The organism is Mycobacterium yunnanensis, assembly GCF_025823185.1.
In the GTDB taxonomy this organism is placed as follows: Bacteria; Actinomycetota; Actinomycetes; order Mycobacteriales; family Mycobacteriaceae; genus Mycobacterium; species Mycobacterium yunnanensis.
The window spans coordinates 641,570-662,006 of sequence record NZ_JACKVK010000008.1; the positions used below are offsets into that span (position 1 = coordinate 641,570).

Genomic DNA, 20,437 nt, shown 5'->3' on the forward strand with positions numbered 1-20,437 from the left:
TCGCTCGAAACACGGCTGCTCATGGCCAAGCTGATCGTCGGCGCCCTCCTCGGGGCTCTCCTGGGGGCGTTGGTGGGCGGGCTGGCCTTCGTTGGTGTGGACAAGAACGTCACCGCGACAGCGCTTTTGCGACTCCAGGATCCCGCGGACCTGACTGCCGTTGCGGGAGGGGCGCGTCAGGTGACCCCGGACAATCAGGACGGGACGACGCAGTTCGTGAAAGGTGAGGTCGCCTACCTGTCCGGCGACGGCTTCGCGCGAGCCGTTGCCAGGAAATTGGCGAAGGACCAGCCCGTTCACGTAAAGGTCATCGAGGAGAACGAATCTGCTGTGGTGTCGGTGAGCTTCAGCGGCTCGTCCGGCGACGAGGCCAAGAGGACCGTCCAGGCAGCCGTGGATCTGTATGCCCAACAACTCGAACAGCGCGTCGACCAGGAGATGCGAACCATCCTGCCGAGGCTCGCCCTGTGGGAGTCACGCAGCGGGCCCGACCCCTCACGTATGCGGGACATTCAACGGTTGCGTGACAGCGTGCAGCTGCAGGCGGACATGGCGCGAGACCTCCTCGTGATGCAGCCGCCGACAGTCGGCGGGCCTGGTGTCGAACCGTGGGTTGCGGGGGTGGTTCTTGGTGGACTCGTAGGTGGGTCCTGTGCGGCCGTCGGGCTGCTCATCCGCTGGCGGCGGTCTGGAGTGGGGACGCTTGCGGGTGTGATCGCCGACAACGCCGATGGAGTCCTCCTTCCCGCCGTCGACCTCGACATGCCGGCGCGAGACGAATGGTCGACCGAGCAGACGCGCCTCGCCAGCACTCTTCATGCAATTTGCCCTTCTGGCAGTGAATCTCGCGTCATTCTCGTCGTCGGCACGTCGGGCGCATCGGGTGCGTCCGCCGTCTCGTCGTTGTTGGCGCTCGCCGTCGAGCTCAGCCCGGATCGACCTGGGACGACGACGCGGATCGTCGACGGTGGAGTGATTGGCGACGAGGGCCTGACCCCCGACCTCGTCGACACGGCGACGACGGTCGTATTGGTCGCACGACTTGCCTTCGACGATGCAGCAAATGCAGAGCGCGGGTTGAACATCAGGGGTGCGTCTCGCGAGATCCCGCTGATGGCCGTGTTCACCTATCGTCGCCGGCCGTGGACTCGGATGTTTGGCACGGATTGACCGACCGCGAACGCCCGGATGGGCGACGATGGTCGGATGACCGACCTCTTGTTCGATGCCAGACACATCGATCAGAGCGGAGTAGGCACCTACATTCGCACCCAGCTTTCCCGTCTCGAATCGATGCTGGCCGAGCATCGTCGCGCACTCACGGTGTTGGTGGATCGGGACAACGCGCCTGCCGTCGGCGAGGCAACCAGGGTCGTCTTCTCCGAATTTCCGGGTGCCCCCATGTATTCCGTTGACGAGCAACGCGCCTGGGATGCGGCCGTGCGCGACACCCAACCCAAGGCGCTTTGGGTGCCCCACTATCCGTTCCCGTTCACCCTCCTGCGTCGGGCCAATCGGCATGTGTTGAGCTTCGTCACGGTCCACGACGACAACCACCTCTTGGCGAAGGACGTCAGTGGTCAAGGCGTGGGCCGACGCCTGTACGCACGTGCGATGCTCGAAGTCGACGCACGTAGGTCGAGCACGGTCTTCAGTCCGACGCAGGCCGCCGCTGAAGCGCTGGCTCGATTCGTTCCGTCGGCCGAGTTCGTCGTCACGCCCATTCCGGTTGGCGAGGAGTGGCTCGAGCCGGTCGACGCCGGGCTGTCGCCGGTGCAGGGCCGGTACGTCCTCTACCTCGGCAACGTCAAGCGTCACAAGAACTTGCCGGCCCTGCTTGAGGCCTTTGACCAAGTGCAGCAGGATGTCCCGCAAGGCTTGGTCATTGCGGGCAGTGGCGCGTCGGTCAAGATGCTCGACGAACGGGTGCATGCCGCGGCGAGTGCTCTCGGGGAGCGTGTCCGCATGATTGGACGGCTCGACTTCGAGAATCTCCGTGCACTGGTCGCGGGCGCCGACGTCTTGGTGATGCCGTCGTTCAACGAGGGCGCGGGGCTTCCGCCTTTGGAGGCAATGGCGTCGCATACGGCGGTCATCTGTTCGGACATCCCGTCGCTTCGAGAGACGTGCGGGACCGGTGCCGACTACTTCGATCCGCACGACCACCGAGAACTCGCGACACTGATTCGCACCCTTTGCCTGAACGACTCCGCTCGCGCCGAGTTGACGTCGAGAGGATGGGCGCACGTCACACAGCGTCAAGCGCACATCTCGCTCGACGCCGCGGCGTCGACGATCGTGGCGAAACTCGATCAATGTCGGGTATGACGATCTCGAGGCGCAGCTTGCTTCTCGTTGCCCCACCGGCGATCGTCGCCATGGCCTGTGCACCGTCCGCGTCGAGGTCCACGGTGAACGTCCGCGACCACGGTGCCGTCGGTGATGGCAGCCGAGACGACTCGGCGGCCATCACCGCGGCCGTCGCAGCCCTGACATCGGGCGGCGTGCTGCACTTTCCGGCCGGAAGCTATCGCTTCGCGCAGGCCCATCCACGATCTGGAGCGGCCGTCTGCATCGCGGGCTTGTCCGACGTCGACGTGAACTTCGAACCGGGCGCAGAACTGGTGATGGACAACGTGGATCCACGAACTGCCACCGGCACCAGTCATGGCGTCCTCGTTCGGGGGCCGGCCACGAACGTCTCCTTGCGCAACGTCGAGGTCCGATGGGCGCGTTCCACCAAACGCTCCATGGGCGACGGAGTCAGGATCGTCGGGTATGCAGTAGACGGTGGCGGCGTGCCGAACGGGTGGAGTGGATCGCCCGCACCGGTGAGCGGAGTCAGTCTGTCGGGGTGCGTCATTCGTTCCGCCCCGCAGGCGGGTGTCGTGATGTTGGGCGTCTCCGACATCACGGTGTCCGACCTCCGGGTCGAGGGGACCCAGGCGGACGGTCTGCACTTCAACGCGTGCCGTCGTGCAAAGGTCAGCGGTCACGTGGCCGTCGACAACGGTGACGACGGGCTTGCTCTCGTCACGTACTTCAGCGACCAGCCGTCCTTCGATCCAGCCGCGGAGACGTTCGCGTTTCCCGAGCTGACCGATTGGTCGAATGCCGACTTCGCGATCGAGAACGTCACCGTGTCCGGTGGGCGGGCCAACGGCATTCGCGTGGCTGGTGCGCAGCGCGTCGACGTCAACGGATTGACGGTGTCGGACAAGCAGTATGGGGCGGCGGTCATGGTCGACTCCGCGACCTCGGGATACGACGTGGCGTGGGACTACCTCAGCACCCGTGGTCTCTCCGTCCATGGTCTCACCGCCGATGATTGTGAGACGGGGATCCACGTGCTGGCGCGTCCCCCCGTGGACGCCGATCCGCGCTTCAGCGACTTCTCCGTAGACGTGGGTGACGCTCGGTTGCGGCGGTGCACGAATTGGGCAGTGCGGGTGGAATCGCTGTCGAGTCAACGAGTCACGGGGGTGACCCTTGGAACCTGCACGGTCGACTCGACGTCCGCTGCTGGGGGCAACGGAGGTGTCGGATTGGCCGGAACCAGTGACGTACACATGGACCACGTGACAGTCGCCCATTCGCAGGCGGTAACGCTCTTCTCGGCGCAGAACACCAGCCGGCTCACGGTGGGGGACCTGGAGCTGACCGTGACCAACCCGGATGCCGCCGCTAATCCGATGCCGTGTGCGCGCTTCGAGAGCACCGCCGGTGTGATCGACGCGTTGGCACTGCGTTGGCCGGCCGCACCTCAGTCGTGGCAGCCGATGACCGTCGACGAACCGACGGACTGCAATCCGGACTCGTCCGCTCTCGCGGTGAAGGCTCTGACCGTCGAACCCGCGGAGTTCGCGAACCGGGCAGTCACCTGTTGAACGGCGCCGAAAGACCTTGTCTAGCAGCACGGCGCCGATCGGTTTGCCTGTGACGCGCGCACCGCGGGGGTACCGTGAGGTGCCGTCTCGGGAGCAGAACACGTCGGGATGGCACTCATCCAAATGGCAGGGGGAACGCACGTGCGGATAATGGTCACAGGTGGCGCAGGCTTCGTTGGCAAGCAGCTGGTCAGCATTCTGAGCGCGAAAGCCGATGTGCTGGTGGCAGATCTGCTGCGATACGGAATGCCCGATTGGCTCGAGAGGGCCGACTCGGGGTTCCGCCTTCAGCAGGTGGACATCCGTGATCCCGCTGCCACCCGGGCGGTGGTCGAAGAATTTCAGCCGGACATCGTCGTCCACCTGGCGGCGATTCACTACATTCCGGAATGCGATGCCGATCCGGCGAATGCGGTTGCCACCAACGTGGCGGGTACGGTCAACTTGTTGGCGAGCTGCCCGGCGGGAACGCGCTTCGTCTTCGCCAGCAGCGGCGCGGTCTACACGCCCGACGAAGCGGACCACCGCGAGTTCGAGTCCACGGTCGGTCCTGCCGACATCTACGGAATCACCAAGTTGCAGGGTGAGGCGTACGTGCGTGCTTTCGCCGCCGACCGGGGTATCTCGGCGGCCATCGTCAGACTCTTCAACGTCATCGGCCCCGGAGAGACCAACCCGCACCTACTGCCTGCAATCGTCGCCCAGCTGCGCGAGGGGCCGGAGTCCATCAGTCTCGGAAACATCTGGCCGAAGCGCGATTACATCGACGTCCTCGACGCCGCCAACGGCTTCGCGTCCGTGGCCCTTGGAACCAACCCCGAGGGAGTGGCCTGTGAAACGGTGAACCTCGGCAGTGGGCGGCAGTACTCGGTCGACGAGATCCTGTCGCGAATGCGGTCAGTCCTGGGCTTGGAGTTCGAGGTTCGGCAAGATCCGAGCCGCATGCGTGCGGTCGACCGGCCGTTCCTGGGCGCGGACATCACCCACATCGGCGAAGTCTTCGGCTGGCGACCGGCGCACGACCTGGACGAGACCTTGACGCGGACGTGGGCGAACCCGGAATTCCTGCCGGCGCTCGAAGGCCGTTTGACGTGAGGCCGCGTATTCTCGCAACGACGCTCATGGTTCCATATCGCGTTTCATGCCCACGCCGGCGATCAAGGCGCTGCCGAAGGTCAGAAGCAACAGATAGATGACGATGCCGTAGCTCAAGATCTGGATCCGCCACATCTCGGAGAAACAGTAGGCGACGACACCCGCCGAACCGGCGATGACGGTGCCATACTTGGTCATTCGTGCCAGCAAGTAGCCGGCGAACGCGTACAAGCCGAACGTGTAGATCCATCCCCACGTCCCGTACAGCGCGTATGTGTCCGCGAACACCGACACGGTGAAGAAGTTCGGCGCGAACTTGACCGAATAGCCGAAGACGGAGGCTCGCTTCCAGCTGTCGTCCTTGCTGACCTTTTCGAACTGGAGGAAGGTCGGCTCGATCGCGGTCAAGGCGTGAACCGGGTCTGACGGCACATGCCAAGCGCCGCTCATGACGGCATCGGACACGCCGATCGACACCTGCGCGGGCACGGCGAGGTACGCGCCCATTTGGTAGAGGTTCATCGCCGCGGGGTTGGAGACGCCGGCGTCGCGGTAGTAATTCGCGTTCCGGAAGTAGTTGAGAGCGCCCAACAGGCTGAAACCGACCACCGCGATGGCGACGATCGCAATCCATCGATTGGTCGTCGTGGCCGCGCTACGGCGCGTCGTCGTCCGCTGGCGCGCCCACATCGCGAGGTAGACCACGCTCGCCATCAGCAGGGAGAGCCGGTGCGCCAGCATGGCATTCGCGAGCAACAATGCAACCGCGAAGGCCATGAACGGCCAGGCAAGCAGCTTCCGGCGCCACAGGTAGACGCCCACCGGCGCAGCCAGGATGGTCGAGTACCGCAGGGTCGTGGGGGAGGTCGTCTTCGACAGGGAGCTGTAGAGGTCGTTGCCGGTTTGAGCGCTGAGGGAGGAAATGATCGCGAGTGGGCTGCCAATTTGGTACAGCGAGTAGCCGATTCCCACGGTGGCGGCGAGCAGGATGACGAAGAAGTAGCGACGCTCGAACGTGGGTGACGTAGTCAGGACGACCCTCGCCGGACGCGGGTTCGATTGGCGCCCGAGGCGCCAGCCCGCCATCGACATGGCGGTCACCGCTGCGTACCAGAAGACAAGCAGCACAATGCTTCGCAGCGTGAGACTCGCCGGTTCGGAGAAGCCAGCGAGCTTCTCCCAGGACCCGCCTGCGTATCCCATCATGGCGAGGCCGCCCAACACCATCCACGCGCCGAACGATGCGAGGACGGGGGCCAGGATGAAGACGACCGGAGTGAACCACTTGGCCGGGGGCGGAATCGTCTCGACGTCAGTGGCCGGCGACCAGTGGCGATCAGTCGCGAGCATGATTCTTCTTGCCCAGTGACGTGGAAAGCTTCATGTCGTATCCAGGAGCGCTCCGTCGGGCCACGACGTGATACAGGACTGCGGTGAAGGACTCGGAGAGGACGAACGCGATGAAGATGGCCGTGTTGGAATGCCATCCCAGCAAGAAGCCGACACCCATCACCAGATAGACGACGGTACTGGCGGCTCGCACCCAGAACACGATCGTGGTCTCGCCCGCGCGTCGTAATGCCGCGAACGGCACCGTCGACGTCAGCATCAGGCCCTTCCACAGGCATGCCAAGATCAATGCAACTGCACCGACATTCGCCCATGCGGGGCCGAAGATGAGGCTGCCGAGTCCACCAAACGCACCTGCAAGGACTCCGACGAGACCCGCGACGAAGATACCGACGACGACCAACACCTCACCGTGATGGCCGTGCGCAAGTAGCCGGAAGCGACCGTAGGCGATGATCGGTTCGAGCGCGTTCGAGACCGTCGAGATGACACGGAATCCGACGGAGGCGGCGGGTCCCATGGTCACCAGGACGACGGATGTGATCGCGGGCTGCACCGCACCCACGACCGCAGTCTCGGCCGTCACCCAGCTCGACTTCCGGACGTCGGGCGGCATTCCGGAAAAGCCGCGCGCGCTTCGAGGCCGATAACGGGCCAGTGTGGCCACCAATGCTCCAGCAGCGAGGACTCGCACGCAGTGCTCGTTGTGGTGGATCGCCAAGACGAGTGCGCCCGCCCCGGCGGCGATCAGGACGGTCGCCGCGACCGCTTCACGCTGCCAGTCGCCGCGAACCATTCCGATCGACCTCGTGATCAACAACCCCGACATGAGTCCTATCGAGCTGAACATCAACACGACGGGGTAGGCGACGGAGGGCCCGGCGATGAGAGCCGCTGCCGATGCCACGCTGAGCAGAGCGGTCCACGTCGGAAGGGTCAACCGATGGTCGGCACCTGGTGTCGCCAAGAGTCCCTCGACGATGAAGGCGTTCAGCAGTTGGGCCACGTACACACCAATCGACAGGGACAGAGCGAGGAAACCCTGGGCGTCGATTGGCGCGATGCGCGCGTATACGGCGAGGAAGATTGCGGGAAAAGCGTTGAGCGCCAAGCCTGCGACCACCTGGGCCACTGCGGCCACGTGCTTGATGCCGGGCATCAGGTGTGCGTCGAGGTGGTCGCCGCGACCACACCGCTGCCGTGACGCGGGGGTCGATGCCGTGGGCGATAAGTCACGATGGCGGCCAGTCCACGACTGCTCGCCGAGGTGGCGGAGCGCACCAAGTACAACTGTTGCACGGTGTCGACGTCGAGTCTTGCGACGACGATGAGGTCGGTGGCGTGGCGCACGGCTTCCGACAGCAGCCACGAATCTCCCAGGGCACCAGCGTCGACGACCACCGTTGCGCCGTCCTCGACCGCGCCGAATGGCGACGAAGATTCATCCTGGAGTCGGATGAACTTCACGGGGCCACCCTCTGCGGCGGCAGCCGCCAGCAGTGAGGCCACGACCTCCGCTCCGGAGGACGACGACGCCCCGATGACCACGACGATCCGAGCGGGTCCGGGTGACGTGCACTGGGCAAGGAGCGTTCGCCCCAACACGCCCGATTGGTCAAGGCGCGCAACCTCATCCAGGTCGACAGTCGGCCCGATCACACGGTCGACGTAGGCCACGACGTCATTGGCCGCGGCCAAGTATCCCGTCTTGCGACGGCGGGCGAACTGGCGCAGCGGCACGAGGCTGGCACCTATGAGGGCACCCAAGACCGCACCGAGCAGCCACCTGCTCTCGGAGGCTCCTTGCGCGGTGGGTGCCTGGAGCACCGCAATCGTCGCGGGAGTGCCCGCCGCGAGGTCGATCGATTCGCGCACCGTCCGAACGTCGCGAACGCGCGCCAGATCACCCGCTGCGTTGGCCTCGGCCTCCCACGCGTCGAGGGCGGGAAGGATGGTCAGCAGCTGACGCTTCGACCGCTCGCCGACCTGACCGCGATAGACGTCGATGGCCGCCTGCACCAACCGGATTGCCTCCGCATCGGACGCGGCGCTGCCGCTGAAGTCGATGACGGCCGAGCCCTTCTCCTGCAGTACGTCGACTTTGGCCGAGTCGTTCTGTCCGAGGCTGGCACCGACGGCGCGGGTGAAGCCGGTTCCCGACAGGAAGGCGACTTCGCCCGCGACGTACTGGGTGACGTAGGCCTCGGTGTCGGGCGTGCTGCGGTCGGCACCGGTGGCCAATGCCGTCAACTCCGCCGGCGGGGTAATTCGCACCAGCGCAGTGGCGGTGGACTCGGTGCCCAATGCCGAGAAGCACAGACCGCCGACGGCTGCTCCGACGACTGCGCCGACGGCTACTCCGGCCGCGAGCCGTGCGCTCCGCCGTCTGGACGCCTGGCGTGGCACCTTGAGCGGCGGTGCCGCGCCCCGTGACATAGAAGCGGATCTTACGGTGACTCGTCGGAAATCTTTTGCAAGTCAACGACGGGTTTGCGACCCCGGCATCCCTTCGTCGCAATTACGACCTTCGTCGTCGGCCGACACAGAACCCCCGCGCTCAGATACCGTGAGCTGGTGACGAGCTCGCTGACGGGATTCGACGATTGGCTCAACCGCGAGCTCGAGGAGTGTGCGCGCGTCGTCGGTGAGGACGTCCGCACGTACGTGGCGCGCTCCGTCGCGTCGCGGATGGTCAACGAACAGCGGGCGGCAGGCGGCCCCGGGTTCATCGAGTTGATGACGCATCTCGCCGCGTCCGGAGTGTTTGCTGTGTCCGCCATGCCGGACACTTCGGAGACCGTAAACGACCCGTCGAGGCTGAGGGCCTTGTATGCCACCGGTTTGTTGGACACTCCGCCGGACGAAGCGTTCGACCGCATTACCCGGGCGGCCGCGGCTGCGTTGGACGCACCGAGTTCGGCGGTTTCGCTGGTGGACGTCGACCGGCAATTCTTCAAGAGCACGGTGGGAATGGGGGATTTGTCCCCCGAGCAAAGGCAGACGCCGCTCGACCGGTCGGTGTGCCAATACGCCTTGGCGAAGGGCACCCCGTTGATCATCGAGGACGCTCGAATTCACCCCGTCTTCAAGAATCACCCAGCCGTGCTCGACGGCACCGTGGTGGCCTACCTGGGTATCCCTCTGGTCGACGATGAGCAGAACGCCATCGGCACGCTGTGCGTCTTCGACAAGGAGCCCCGGCTGTGGACCACCGGGCACGTCCAGATCCTGGGCGACTTCGCCAGCCTCGCCGCGGAGAGGGCCTTCGGACCGGGCCATTAGAAGGGGGTTCCCCGGCGGTGGGCGGCAAACGCGCTCAAATTGTGGGATAAATACCTACGTCTGCGTCAATCGCCACTAGAGTCGGTCCGGCGATTGTTAGCGGGGGGATCGGGGTGAATTAGACGTGAACGCGATGACGCACGTGTCCGGGGCGCGGGCCATGGTGTCGCCGACGGCCTCGAGCCCAAAGATTCCCGTTGCTCGCGCCCCCATGAACAACCCGCATTGGATGGATCGGTTTCGCTCGGACCGCTGGCACATCTCGATCACCCTCATCCTCGACGTGTTTGCCGCCGCCGGGTCGGTTGCTGCGTCGCACGCGTTGTTGCCCAGCACCGAGGATCATCGCAACGTCTTGGTCTACTCCTGGGCCTTCGTGCCGTTCGTCGTCGTGGTCCTGAGCACCCGCTCCCTGTACACGCGCAAGCTTGACTTCAAGTTCCTCGACGACTTCGAACCGGTCGAGACCGCCGTCGCAGTGGCGGCGCTGGGCACGTTGACGCTGCTGATGGTGGCGGTGCCCGCACTTCCGCCGGGTGAGATCCTCCAGAACTACGTCCGCCCAAGCGATCTCGTCGTACGGCTGTGGGTAAGCGCCGCAATCTTCCTACCGACGGTGAGGCTCGTCAGGTCGCTCGTCTACCGATATCTACGCAAGAAGCATCGAGTCGGTGCCCCGGCGCTCATCGTCGGATCGGGTCCGATTGCATCTCAGCTGGTAGCGCGGATGCGGCAGGTACCCGAATACGGACTCAACCCCGTCGGTCTACTCGACGCCGCGAAACCGCCCGAGGCCGAGATGCTCGACCTGCCGTATCTGGGCACGACCGACGACCTCGAAAGCGCGGCGCGCGCCGTCAGGGCCGAAGACCTCATCGTGGCTCCGTCGTCGCTGTCGGACGAGGAGCTGGCGCGCGCGGCACAGGCGGCCCAGAACCTGGGTATCCGCGTGTTCGTCGTGCCGCGGATGTTCGACGCCGTCGGGGTGGGTACCCGGGTCGAACACCTCGGTGGCATACCGTTGTTGGCGCTTACCCGGGTGGACCCCAAGGGTTGGCAATTCGCGCTCAAGCACGGGTTCGACCGCACGGCGGCCGCCATCGGCCTGCTACTCATCTCGCCGCTGTTCCTTGGCCTTGCCTTCCTGGTGAAGGTCACCTCGCCCGGCCCGGTGTTCTACCGTCAGGAGCGAGTTGGGCGTGACGCCAAGGTGTTCGACTGCCTGAAGTTCCGCAGCATGCGCCCGTTGCTTCCGTCGGAGGAGGGCTTCGCGCCCAAGGCCGGGGATGCCCCGGGTGGGGTGGAGGGCGTCGACCGCCGCACCAAGATCGGCAAGATCATGCGCAAGACGTCGTTGGACGAATTGCCGCAGCTGCTCAACGTGCTCAAGGGGGACATGAGTCTGGTGGGACCGCGTCCGGAGCGACCGGCGTTCGTCGAGCTGTTCGAGATGCAGGTCCGGCGCTACGGTGATCGACACCGGGTCAAGGCCGGCATCACCGGGTGGGCTCAGGTGCACGGCCTCCGCGGGCAGACTTCCATTGCCGATCGTGCCGAGTTCGACAACTACTACATCGAGAACTGGTCCCTGCGGTTGGACTTCAAGGTCTTGGTGCTGACCGTCTTGGCGGTGTTGCGTAGCGTGGAGGACTGATCGTCGCTCGCCAGTGTTGTTGAGCGTCAATGTCTTTGATCATGGTCCGTCACATGGCGGACGTCACGGGGGGAGGTTCACGGTGTACGACCCACCACCTCACGTGGGCTTGATCCCGGATGGGCTGCGGCGGTGGTCGACGTCCAACGGGGTCGGGCTCGGGGAGACCTACCTCATGGGGGCGAACAGGGTGGCCGACGTCCTGCTCGCGCTGCAGCGGCTTGGAGTGCGGACCGTGACGGTCTACAACCTGAGCCGGGCGAATTTGGCGCGACGCGACGAGGAGTTGGAGGCCGTCTACGCGGCGTCCGTGCAATTCTTCACGACGTTGATCCCCGCCCGGTTTGATCCCGCAGTGTGCGCCGTGCGGCTGCACGGCGATCGGGCGTTGCTTCCCGAGAACTATCTCACCGCTGCGCTTGACGCCGAAAACGCCTTCAATGGCCAGGATTTCACGATCAACATGCTGGCCGCGTACGACGCCCGCGACGAACTGCGCAACGCGTTCGTCAAGGCCAAGAGCCTGGGGTGCGACGTCAACGACGCGTTCGACATCGGCGAGGTCGACTTGGTCATCAGGACCTCACCGGAGCCACTGCTCAGCGGCTTCCTGCCTATGCAGTGTCAATACGCCCAACTGCGCTTCCTGGCGACCCCGCTGATCGACTTGCAGGACCAGCAACTCGACGAGTTGGTGGCCGATTACCGACGAACGCCGCAGCTCCATGGGAAGTGACCCCTGTGGAGTCCAGGCGTAGCCCGATCGTCATCGGAGCCGGCCCCGCCGGGCTGACCGCAGCCCTGCGGTTGGCGCAGCGGGGAGTGACGCCGCGGCTGCTCGAGGCGACGGGCCACGTCGGTGGCCTGGCCCGCACGCCGCGCAGCGGTGACTGGTGCATCGACCCCGGAGGTCACCGGTTCTTCACCAAATCTGAAGAGGTGATGGACCTTTGGAACGCGTTGCTTCCGCCGGACCAGTGGCTGTCGGTACCGCGGAGCTCGGCGATGCTGGTCGACGGGGAGTACGTCGAGTATCCACTGGTCGGGCGCGACATCGTGACCAAGCTCGGAATCGGCCGTGGGTTGCGTGGGCTCAGCAGTTTCGCCCTCTGGCGGATGCTCCGCAGCACCTCGCCCGGCGGGCAGCCGGCCAACTTTGAGGAGTGGGGGGTACACGAGTTTGGTCGATACTGGTACACCACGTTCTTCGACGGCTACGTCCGCAAGACCTGGCTCGCCGATCCCGCGGAACTGGCCAGCGACTGGGCGAATCAGCGCATCAAGCCCATCGACTGGGCGGTGCGGCGCACACGAAGGCACCCCAGCGAGGACGTCTTCCGGTACCCGCGGCGCGGTCCCGGACAGTTGTGGGACGCCGCCGGCGCCGCGCTGGTCGACGCGGGGGTGACGCCAACGCTCAACACCCGGGTGGTGCGGCTCTGGGAGCACGGCGGGACGTGGTACGTCGAGCTGCACGGTGGTGAGGTGATCAAGGGTGACGCGGTGTTCTCCAGCATGCCGCTGCAGTCCCTCGTCAAGGCGCTGCCGGAGGCACCTCGAAAGGTTCACGTGGCTGCGTCCACGCTGCGCCACCGGGGCCTCATCACCGTGGCCGTCGCGTTGAGCGACCATCACGAGATCCCGTTCAACTGGGTGTACACCCCGGGCGGCGAATTCTCGTGCGGTCGCATCCAAAACTACGGCCGGTGGTCGGAGGACCTGCACCCGGCGGGCTGGGGCGGGACCTTTCTGGGATTCGAATACTTCGTCAGGCCAGACGGTGACCTCATGGCCGCCGACGAGAGCTCGCTGAGCGAGATCGTCGAGGCCGACATCAGGGCGTTGGGCCTTGGTGCGTCCCGCATCGAGCAGGTCATGGTGCTTCGATCGCAATGTGCGTATCCGGTCTACGACCCGGTGCGGGAACGCAGCGTTGGTCGCATCCGCGACTACCTGCGTCGCCGCTATCCCACGCTTCATCCGATGGGGCGCAACGGCATGCATCGCTACGACAACCAGGACCACGCCATGATGAGTGCCATGCAGAGCGTGGCGAAGTACTTCGGCGAGGAGGTCGACCCCTGGCAGGTCAACGTCGGCCGGGATCACCACGAAACCGGGGTGCTGCGGCGCTAGCCTCGGCGGAGCGGCCCGGCCGTCTTTTCTCACGAATCGCTCAGGTTCGCCACGGGGTCTACTAAGACGCCTCGTTTACATTCAGTGACGAGCCTCCCCCCGGGCTCGCGAATGAATCGGCCTCGCCACCTCCCCCCCTGGTGGCGAGGCCGAGTTCATGTCGGGGCAGCCCGAGTCGTGGTGTGGGACCTACGCCGATGCAGTTGGTCGAACACCCGGCCAATGGGCACTGTCACGGCTCCGCGCTGTCCCGCGGACTTGGTAGATGGTCCCCTCCCACGTATGGACAGTTGCGTCAATTAAAGCATCCATCGGCGGGTCGTGCGCGGTGAAACCCTTGTCGCGCAAGCACCTAACGCAGTGGGAGCTCCACGCCGGGGGTCGACGGGTCGGCGTGCAGCACGATGCTGCCGGGCTCGGTGCCTACCGGCACGCCGTAGACGAGCGGGGTCTTCTTTTGCTCGCCGGGCACGATGTCGGCGACGGTGCCCCCGAGGAAGGCGGTCGCCTCCTCGTCGAGCGGGAAGGTCTGGCCAGAGGCGTTCAGTTGCTGAAAATTGGCCACGAAGGTCAGCGGGGCGGCGCCGGTGTTGGTGACGTCGAGGTAGACGACGTAGTACGTGCCGTCGGCGGCGGTCCGCACCGCGTCGCCAGCGGGAGAGGTGATGGTGTCACCGGTTTCGGTACCCGCCACCGCGAAGGTGTAGTCGCCGTCTTTGCCCTCGGCGCCGGGTGGCGGCGGTGTCAGTGATTCGGTCGGGGTGGCTTCGGCGGTCGGCGAGTCCGACGGCGGGGGCGTAGGTGAGGGTTCCGACGACGACGAGGTCGACACGCTTGGTGCCGCGGCGGGCTCGTCGGTCCGCGTCACGAGTGCGACGACGACGGCGATCACGACCAGCAGCAAGACCCCGGCGACGACGCCGATTACGAGCTTCCGGTTCGACGTGCCGCCGGGGGGCGGGGTGGGCGGTGGGTAGTACCCGGGCGGTGGTCCCGGCGGAGGGGCGAAGTTGGCCGGCTCCACGGCGGTCGCCTCGGGTTGCGACGACGCCTCGGGGGCAGGTGCCTCGGGCATCTCAGACGTCGGGGGAGCACCCGGTGTCTCGGGGTCCTCGGTCTTCAGCGGCTCGGTGGACAGCGAATCCCACGACGGCAGCGGCGGGTTCCACGGGTCGTCCTCGTCCAGAAGGGTCTGCTGAGCCGCGGCCGGAGGGTGGGTGTCGTAGGGCTGGACGGGTTGTTCCTGGACGCCCTCGGGGGCAGCGTCTGGCTCGCCGGCCTCCGTCGCCGCCAGTTCGTTCGTCGCATCGGGTGCCGGCGCCCGGTGCTCGGTCCACGCCCAGCCGTCCCAGTACCTCAGGACGTTGGGATCCTCCGGATCGGGATACCAATTGGCCGGTGTAAGTGGTGTCGTCACGAGGTCAGCCCCCCATCGCGGTACGCCATTGCTCCAAGCTGCTGGCCCGGTAGACGTAGTTGGTGTCGCGCACCTCCGACAGTGAGGCGCTCGGCTTGGCGGAGTACCAGTGTCCCGGGAAGACCGTCGGGTCGCCCGGCAGCCGCGAGAGCGCCTGCAGGCTGCGGTACATGTCGTCGACGTTGCCGCCGGGAAAGTCGGTGCGCCCGCACCCCTCCAAGAACAAGGTGTCGCCGGCGACGAGCCGGCCGTCGAGCAGGAAGCACTGGCTGCCCGGGGTGTGGCCAGGGGTGTGCAGCAGCTCGATGTCGACCGCCCCCACCGTCACCGTGTCGCCGTGGTCGTGGGCGGACAGGTCGCCGCGCGGGATGCCGGTGATCCGCGAGACCCACTCGGCTTCGTGGGTGTTGACGTGCACCGGGACGCTGACCCGTTCCAGCAGTTCGGCCAGCCCCTTGAGCTCGAACCCCATCATCGACCCGCCGACGTGGTCGGGGTGGTGGTGGGTGACGAGCACTCCGGAGAGGTGCATGCCGTCGGATTCGAGGGTGTCGAGCAGGTCGTTGGCGGCATAGGCAGGGTCGACGACGACGCAGTCACCGGTCTCGCGGTCACCGACGAGGTAGGCGAAGTTGCGCATCTGCTGAGCGATCGCGTCGTTGGCGGCGAAATCGGTGCCGGACAGCAGTTGCCTGAAGTAGAGGCGGTCGGCGGTCATCGGGTCACCCTATTTCCCCGACGCATGTCCCCTGCAAGTACGGGCCGGATTGGCCGCGAGGAGCTGCGGTTTGGTGACGCCCGACCCCGGGTTGTACCCTCTCTAAGTCCCACGGCGCGGAATTTCCGACCGCCGCGGGCGGTTGCCCCCTTAGCTCAGTCGGTAGAGCGCTTCCATGGTAAGGAAGAGGTCAACGGTTCGATTCCGTTAGGGGGCCCGGGTGGTGCCCATGGCGGTGTAGCTCAGCTGGTTAGAGCGCACGACTCATAATCGTGAGGTCGGGGGATCGAGCCCCCCCACCGCTACAAGACGACAATGCAAGTGAATGAAGAAGGACGACTGACGTGGCCTCGAGTACAGACGTACGGCCCAAGATCACCTTGGCGTGCGAGGTGTGCAAGCACCGGAACTACATCACCAAGAAGAACCGGCGCAACGATCCCGACCGCCTCGAGATCAAGAAGTTCTGCCCGAACTGCGGCACCCACCGTCCGCACAAGGAATCGCGCTAGGGACGACGCCCGGGCCGCTGGCTCGGGGTTGACCGACAAGGAACCCATTCGTGCCGCTGTCTCCAGAGATCGTCGGGAAGCACTACCGTCATCCCGACTTCTACGAAGTGGGCCGTGAGAAGGTTCGTGAGTACGCCAGCGCGATCAAGAACGACGACGCGGTCTACCACGACGAGGGTGCCGCAGGCGCGCATGGTCATTCGGCGCTGCTGGCGCCCCTGACGTTCATGTCGGTGTTCGGCTACACCGCGCAGGTCGCCTTCTTCGAGAGCGTCAACGTCGGCATCACCGACGCGCAGATCGTCCAGGTCGACCAGGAGTTCAAGTTCCTGCAGACGGTGAAGGTGGGCGACCGGCTCTTCTGCGACGTGTACGCACATTCCTACCGGCAGGCGCACGGCACCGACATCATCGTGTTGAAGACCATGATCACCACCGATGACGACGAGGTCGTATTGGAGACGTACACGACCCTGGCTGGTCGTGCAGACGAGAGTGGAGAGGGCTTTTCCAATGGCGCTACGTGAGTTCAGCTCGGTCAAGGTTGGTGACGAGCTCCCCGAGCGCGTCATCCCCCTGACTCGGATGGACCTGGTCAACTACGCCGGTGTCTCCGGTGACCTGAACCCGATCCACTGGGACGACGACATCGCCAAGCAGGTCGGCCTCGACACCGCGATCGCGCACGGGATGCTGACCATGGGTCTCGGTGGCGGGTACGTCACCTCTTGGATCGGTGACCCGGCCGCGGTCACCGAGTACAACGTGCGGTTCACCGCCGTCGTCCCCGTGCCCAACGACGGCGTCGGCGCCGAGATCGTCTTCAACGGACGCGTGAAGTCGGTCGACCCGGAGGCCAAGTCGGTCGTCATCGCGCTTTCGGCCACCACCGGCGGCAAGAAGATCTTCGGGCGGGCGACCGCTACGGCGAAGTTGGCGTAACCGTGGCGCTCAAGACAGACATCCGGGGCATGGTCTGGAAGTACCCGGACACCTTCGTCGTCGGCCGTGAACAGGTGCGGCAGTACGCCTCGGCGGTGAAGGCCAACGACCCCGCGACCGTCGACGAGGCCGCCGCCTCGGAACTCGGTCACGACGCGCTCATCGCCCCGCCCACGTTCGCGGCCATCTTCGCGGTGATGATCCAGAACCACTTCTTCCAGCACGTGGACATCGGACTGGAGACGCTGCAGATTCTGCAGGTCGACCAGAAGTTCCTTTTCCATCGCCCCATTCGGGTCGGTGACGAGCTGACCGGGACCATGCACATCGAGTCGGTCGACGAACGCTTCGGGGCCGACATCGTGACCACCCGCAACGTCTGCGCCGAACTCGACGGCACCGTCGTCATGGAAGCGTTCACCACGCTGATGGGTCACGAGGGCGACAATTCGGTGTCGATGAAGTGGGACGCGGCGAGCGGTCAGGTCATTCGGACCGCCACCGCGGATTAGTAACTCGCAATAGGGCCGTTGTACACTCGGTCCTCGGGGTTCTGCCCAATCATGCGCGCTGTCCGTCGGTTACTGATCGACCGATCGGGGAGCGCGTGAATTGTGTAAGACCCCGGAACGTGGATGGTGCTGCCAACAGTTCCGTCTGTGAAGGGGCGTAGCTCAACTGGCAGAGCAGCGGTCTCCAAAACCGCAGGTTGCAGGTTCAAGTCCTGTCGCCCCTGCTCCACTGACCCAAAGCGTGGACACTGGAAGGTGACCACCAAGGAAACCGACGAAAGGCATGCGGTGAGCGACGATCGCAACGGTGCCGGCTCACCAGTCGACGACGCGGACTCCGACGTCGTCGACGTCGAGTCGACTGCCGAAGAGCTCGGCGTGACCGGTACCCGCAGCCAGACGGCCGTGGCGACCCGTCCGCAGCGGCCCACCGGCAAGCGCACCCGTCGCCCGGTCACCGGGACCGCCGCCGGCGCCGAGCCCGAGGCGAAGACGGACTCGGACGACACCAAGTCCGGCGACGTCAAGAAGCCCAAGACCGACAAGAAGCAGTCGGGCCCGTCACGCAACCCGTTCCTGTACGTCGTGAACTTCCTGAAGCAGGTCGTGGCCGAGCTCCGCAAGGTGATCTGGCCCAACCGCAAGCAGATGATCAGCTACACGACCGTGGTGCTGGTGTTCCTGGCGTTCATGGTCTCGCTGATCGGCGGCGTCGATCTGGGCCTGGCCAAACTCGTGACGTTGGTCTTCGGCTGACGAGGCCGCCACGCACGCGAGCGAAAGAATCTAGAGAGGACTGACACGTGACTTCCTTCGAGGGCGACACGCCTTCGGCTTCGGCTGTGTCCGACGCACGCATCGAGGACGCCGATCCCACCACGGTGATCGCGAGCCGGACGGCGGAGTCGTTGGAGTCGTCGACCGCCGAGGCCGTCGCCGAGATCCCCGACGTCGACGACGCGGTGGACGAGGTCGAAGAAGCTCCCGCCGCCGAGGAGACGCCGGCAGAGGTCGAGGACGAAGATGTCGACCCCGCCGTGGCGCTGAAGAAGGACCTGCGGTCCAAGCCCGGCAACTGGTACGTCATCCACTCCTACGCGGGCTACGAGAACAAGGTGAAGGCCAACCTCGAGACGCGCGTGCAGAACCTCGACGTCGGCGACTACATCTTCCAGGTGGAAGTGCCCATCGAAGAGGTCACTGAGATCAAGAACGGCCAGCGCAAGCAGGTCAACCGCAAGGTGCTGCCCGGTTACATCCTGGTGCGCATGGACCTGACCGACGAGTCGTGGAGCGCGGTCCGCAACACCCCCGGTGTCACGGGCTTCGTCGGAGCGACCTCCAAGCCGTCGGCACTGACGCTCGACGACGTGGTGAAGTTCCTGCTCCCGCCTGGCGCGGCGAAGAAGCCCGCCAAGTCCACCTCGGGCAGCACGGCAGCGGCTGCCGAGTCCGGTGGTCTCGAGCGGCCGACCATCCTGGTCGACTTCGAGGTCGGCGAGTCGGTCACCGTCATGGACGGCCCGTTCGCGACGTTGCCCGCCTCGATCAGCGAGGTCAACGCCGAGCAGCAGAAGCTCAAGGTGCTGGTGTCGATCTTCGGTCGCGAGACGCCCGTCGAGTTGGCCTTCACCCAGGTCTCCAAGATCTAAGTACAACGAGAACAGGAAAGAACACGTCATGCCCCCCAAGAAGAAGAAGGTCACTGGGCTGATCAAGCTGCAGGTCCAGGCTGGTGCGGCCAACCCCGCCCCGCCCATCGGCCCCGCGCTCGGTCAGCACGGCGTCAACATCATGGAATTCTGCAAGGCGTACAACGCCGCGACGGAATCCCAGCGTGGCAACGTCATCCCCGTGGAGATCACGGTCTACGAGGACCGCAGCTTCACGTTCGTGCTGAAGACCCCGCCCGCCGCCAAGCTGCTGCTCAAGGCCGCTGGTGTGCAGAAGGGTTCCGGCGAGCCGCACAAGACCAAGGTCGCCAAGGTGACCTGGGATCAGATCCGCGAGATCGCGGAGCAGAAGAAGGAAGACCTCAACGCCAACGACATCGACGCCGCGGCAAAGATCATCGCAGGCACCGCCCGTTCGATGGGCATCACGGTCTCCTAGGCAGTACCCCGCTAGACGTGGGAGGGCCCGCTTCGGCCCGCACCTAACCACGACCCAACGCACGTGATTGGAATCCAATGAGCAAGACAAGCAAGGCATACCGCGAAGCCGCCGAGAAGGTCGACCGCGACAACCTGTACACGCCGCTCGAGGCCGCCAAGCTGGCCAAGGAGACGTCGTCGAAGAAGCAGGACGCCACCGTCGAGGTCGCGATCCGCCTGGGCGTCGACCCCCGCAAGGCCGACCAGATGGTGCGTGGCACCGTCAACCTGCCGCACGGCACGGGCAAGACCGCGCGCGTCATCGTGTTCGCCGTCGGCGACAAGGCCGAGGCCGCCGTGGCCGCCGGTGCCGACGAGGTGGGCAGCGACGACCTGATCGAGCGCATCCAGGGCGGGTTCCTGGACTTCGACGCCGCCATCGCGACGCCCGACCAGATGGCCAAGGTCGGCAAGATCGCCCGCGTCCTCGGACCGCGTGGCCTGATGCCCAACCCGAAGACCGGCACCGTCACCCCCGACGTGGCCAAGGCCGTGCAGGACATCAAGGGCGGCAAGATCAACTTCCGCGTCGACAAGCAGGCCAACCTGCACTTCGTCATCGGCAAGGCGTCCTTCGACGAGAAGTCGCTCGCCGAGAACTACGGTGCCGCGATCGACGAGATCATGCGCGCCAAGCCGTCGTCGTCGAAGGGCCGTTACCTGAAGAAGGTCACCGTCTCGACCACGACCGGCCCCGGCATCCAGGTGGATCCGGCCGTCACGCGTAACTTCGCGGAGGCGTAGGCCGCCAGGCGTAAAACTCACGGCATCGAGCACGC

21 protein-coding genes and 3 tRNA genes are annotated in these 20,437 nt (G+C 65.6%); 19 read left to right on the top strand and 5 right to left on the bottom strand.

From position 1 onward, the window contains the following. The first annotated feature begins 21 nt into the window (after positions 1 to 21). The 4 genes from H7K45_RS13070 (at position 22) to H7K45_RS13085 (ending at position 4,982) form a co-directional block, all read left to right on the top strand. Positions 22 to 1,170: a hypothetical protein gene (locus tag H7K45_RS13070; protein WP_263996233.1), complete on the top strand. Its 1,149-nt coding sequence runs from the start codon at positions 22 to 24 to the stop codon at positions 1,168 to 1,170. Between the two features lie 36 nt (positions 1,171 to 1,206). Beyond that, the gene (locus H7K45_RS13075; protein WP_263996234.1) at positions 1,207 to 2,328 is read left to right on the top strand and encodes a glycosyltransferase family 4 protein; all 1,122 of its coding nucleotides are present in this window, start codon (positions 1,207 to 1,209) and stop codon (positions 2,326 to 2,328) included. Then, positions 2,325 to 3,887, top strand: a complete 1,563-nt coding sequence (locus H7K45_RS13080; protein ID WP_263996235.1) for a glycosyl hydrolase family 28-related protein — start codon at positions 2,325 to 2,327, stop codon at positions 3,885 to 3,887. Before H7K45_RS13075 ends, H7K45_RS13080 begins: the two co-directional genes overlap by 4 nt. A gap of 150 nt (positions 3,888 to 4,037) precedes the next feature. After that, on the top strand, positions 4,038 to 4,982 hold the full coding sequence (locus H7K45_RS13085) for an NAD-dependent epimerase/dehydratase family protein (RefSeq protein ID WP_263996236.1): 945 nt from the start codon (positions 4,038 to 4,040) through the stop codon (positions 4,980 to 4,982). 24 nt (positions 4,983 to 5,006) lie between these two features. On the opposite strand, the gene H7K45_RS13090 is transcribed toward H7K45_RS13085, so the two are convergent. Genes H7K45_RS13090 through H7K45_RS13100 form a run of 3 tightly spaced genes read right to left on the bottom strand, consistent with a single transcriptional unit; the run spans position 5,007 to position 8,768 of the window. Beyond that, entirely contained in the window at positions 5,007 to 6,332 is a 1,326-nt protein-coding gene (locus tag H7K45_RS13090) for a hypothetical protein (protein WP_263996237.1), read from the bottom strand. Continuing rightward, positions 6,319 to 7,491 carry a hypothetical protein gene (locus H7K45_RS13095; RefSeq protein WP_263996238.1) on the bottom strand — a complete coding sequence of 391 codons (1,173 nt, stop codon included), beginning with the start codon at positions 7,489 to 7,491 and terminating at the stop codon, positions 6,319 to 6,321. The genes H7K45_RS13090 and H7K45_RS13095 overlap by 14 nt, the downstream gene beginning before the upstream one ends. Then, entirely contained in the window at positions 7,491 to 8,768 is a 1,278-nt protein-coding gene (locus H7K45_RS13100) for a hypothetical protein (protein WP_263996239.1), read from the bottom strand. The genes H7K45_RS13095 and H7K45_RS13100 overlap by 1 nt, the downstream gene beginning before the upstream one ends. A gap of 138 nt (positions 8,769 to 8,906) precedes the next feature. On the opposite strand from H7K45_RS13100, the gene H7K45_RS13105 reads away from it, so the two are divergent. The 4 genes from H7K45_RS13105 (at position 8,907) to H7K45_RS13120 (ending at position 13,404) form a co-directional block, all read left to right on the top strand. Beyond that, positions 8,907 to 9,614: a GAF domain-containing protein gene (locus H7K45_RS13105; protein WP_263996240.1), complete on the top strand. Its 708-nt coding sequence runs from the start codon at positions 8,907 to 8,909 to the stop codon at positions 9,612 to 9,614. 133 nt (positions 9,615 to 9,747) lie between these two features. Next, complete coding sequence (locus tag H7K45_RS13110) at positions 9,748 to 11,268, top strand: sugar transferase (protein ID WP_263996241.1); 1,521 nt, start codon at positions 9,748 to 9,750, stop codon at positions 11,266 to 11,268. Between the two features lie 82 nt (positions 11,269 to 11,350). Continuing rightward, entirely contained in the window at positions 11,351 to 12,004 is a 654-nt protein-coding gene (locus H7K45_RS13115; RefSeq protein WP_263996242.1) for an undecaprenyl diphosphate synthase family protein, read from the top strand. Between the two features lie 5 nt (positions 12,005 to 12,009). Continuing rightward, the gene (locus H7K45_RS13120; RefSeq protein ID WP_263996243.1) at positions 12,010 to 13,404 is read left to right on the top strand and encodes an FAD-dependent oxidoreductase; all 1,395 of its coding nucleotides are present in this window, start codon (positions 12,010 to 12,012) and stop codon (positions 13,402 to 13,404) included. A gap of 352 nt (positions 13,405 to 13,756) precedes the next feature. Here H7K45_RS13120 and H7K45_RS13125 read toward each other — a convergent pair whose 3' ends face one another. Together H7K45_RS13125 and H7K45_RS13130 are read right to left on the bottom strand one after the other, a co-directional pair. Then, on the bottom strand, positions 13,757 to 14,821 hold the full coding sequence (locus tag H7K45_RS13125) for a DUF2510 domain-containing protein (RefSeq protein ID WP_263996244.1): 1,065 nt from the start codon (positions 14,819 to 14,821) through the stop codon (positions 13,757 to 13,759). A gap of 4 nt (positions 14,822 to 14,825) precedes the next feature. Further along, on the bottom strand, positions 14,826 to 15,539 hold the full coding sequence (locus tag H7K45_RS13130; protein ID WP_263996245.1) for an MBL fold metallo-hydrolase: 714 nt from the start codon (positions 15,537 to 15,539) through the stop codon (positions 14,826 to 14,828). A 144-nt stretch (positions 15,540 to 15,683) separates the two neighbouring features. Between H7K45_RS13130 and H7K45_RS13135 the strand changes: the two genes are divergently transcribed. The 11 genes from H7K45_RS13135 (at position 15,684) to rplA (ending at position 20,402) form a co-directional block, all read left to right on the top strand. Continuing rightward, positions 15,684 to 15,756: transfer RNA gene (locus H7K45_RS13135), tRNA-Thr, on the top strand. A 14-nt stretch (positions 15,757 to 15,770) separates the two neighbouring features. After that, positions 15,771 to 15,844: transfer RNA gene (locus H7K45_RS13140), tRNA-Met, on the top strand. Positions 15,845 to 15,883: 39 nt separating this feature from the next. After that, positions 15,884 to 16,051 (top strand): 50S ribosomal protein L33, encoded by a 168-nt coding sequence (gene rpmG / locus H7K45_RS13145; protein WP_056550495.1) that lies wholly within the window; start codon positions 15,884 to 15,886, stop codon positions 16,049 to 16,051. A 50-nt stretch (positions 16,052 to 16,101) separates the two neighbouring features. Then, positions 16,102 to 16,578 (top strand): (3R)-hydroxyacyl-ACP dehydratase subunit HadA, encoded by a 477-nt coding sequence (gene hadA / locus H7K45_RS13150; RefSeq protein ID WP_263996246.1) that lies wholly within the window; start codon positions 16,102 to 16,104, stop codon positions 16,576 to 16,578. Continuing rightward, on the top strand, positions 16,565 to 16,993 hold the full coding sequence (gene hadB / locus H7K45_RS13155; RefSeq protein WP_263996247.1) for a (3R)-hydroxyacyl-ACP dehydratase subunit HadB: 429 nt from the start codon (positions 16,565 to 16,567) through the stop codon (positions 16,991 to 16,993). Before hadA ends, hadB begins: the two co-directional genes overlap by 14 nt. Positions 16,994 to 16,995: 2 nt before the next feature. Next, positions 16,996 to 17,505: a (3R)-hydroxyacyl-ACP dehydratase subunit HadC gene (gene hadC / locus H7K45_RS13160; protein WP_263996248.1), complete on the top strand. Its 510-nt coding sequence runs from the start codon at positions 16,996 to 16,998 to the stop codon at positions 17,503 to 17,505. 151 nt (positions 17,506 to 17,656) lie between these two features. Next, positions 17,657 to 17,729, top strand: a tRNA-Trp gene (locus H7K45_RS13165). A 31-nt stretch (positions 17,730 to 17,760) separates the two neighbouring features. Continuing rightward, complete coding sequence (gene secE, locus H7K45_RS31500; RefSeq protein ID WP_263996249.1) at positions 17,761 to 18,261, top strand: preprotein translocase subunit SecE; 501 nt, start codon at positions 17,761 to 17,763, stop codon at positions 18,259 to 18,261. 185 nt (positions 18,262 to 18,446) lie between these two features. Then, on the top strand, positions 18,447 to 19,157 hold the full coding sequence (nusG, locus tag H7K45_RS13175; protein ID WP_372512561.1) for a transcription termination/antitermination protein NusG: 711 nt from the start codon (positions 18,447 to 18,449) through the stop codon (positions 19,155 to 19,157). Between the two features lie 28 nt (positions 19,158 to 19,185). Next, positions 19,186 to 19,617: a 50S ribosomal protein L11 gene (gene rplK, locus H7K45_RS13180; RefSeq protein WP_263996250.1), complete on the top strand. Its 432-nt coding sequence runs from the start codon at positions 19,186 to 19,188 to the stop codon at positions 19,615 to 19,617. Positions 19,618 to 19,694: 77 nt separating this feature from the next. Next, the gene (rplA, locus tag H7K45_RS13185; RefSeq protein WP_263996251.1) at positions 19,695 to 20,402 is read left to right on the top strand and encodes a 50S ribosomal protein L1; all 708 of its coding nucleotides are present in this window, start codon (positions 19,695 to 19,697) and stop codon (positions 20,400 to 20,402) included. Positions 20,403 to 20,437: the final 35 nt, after the last annotated feature.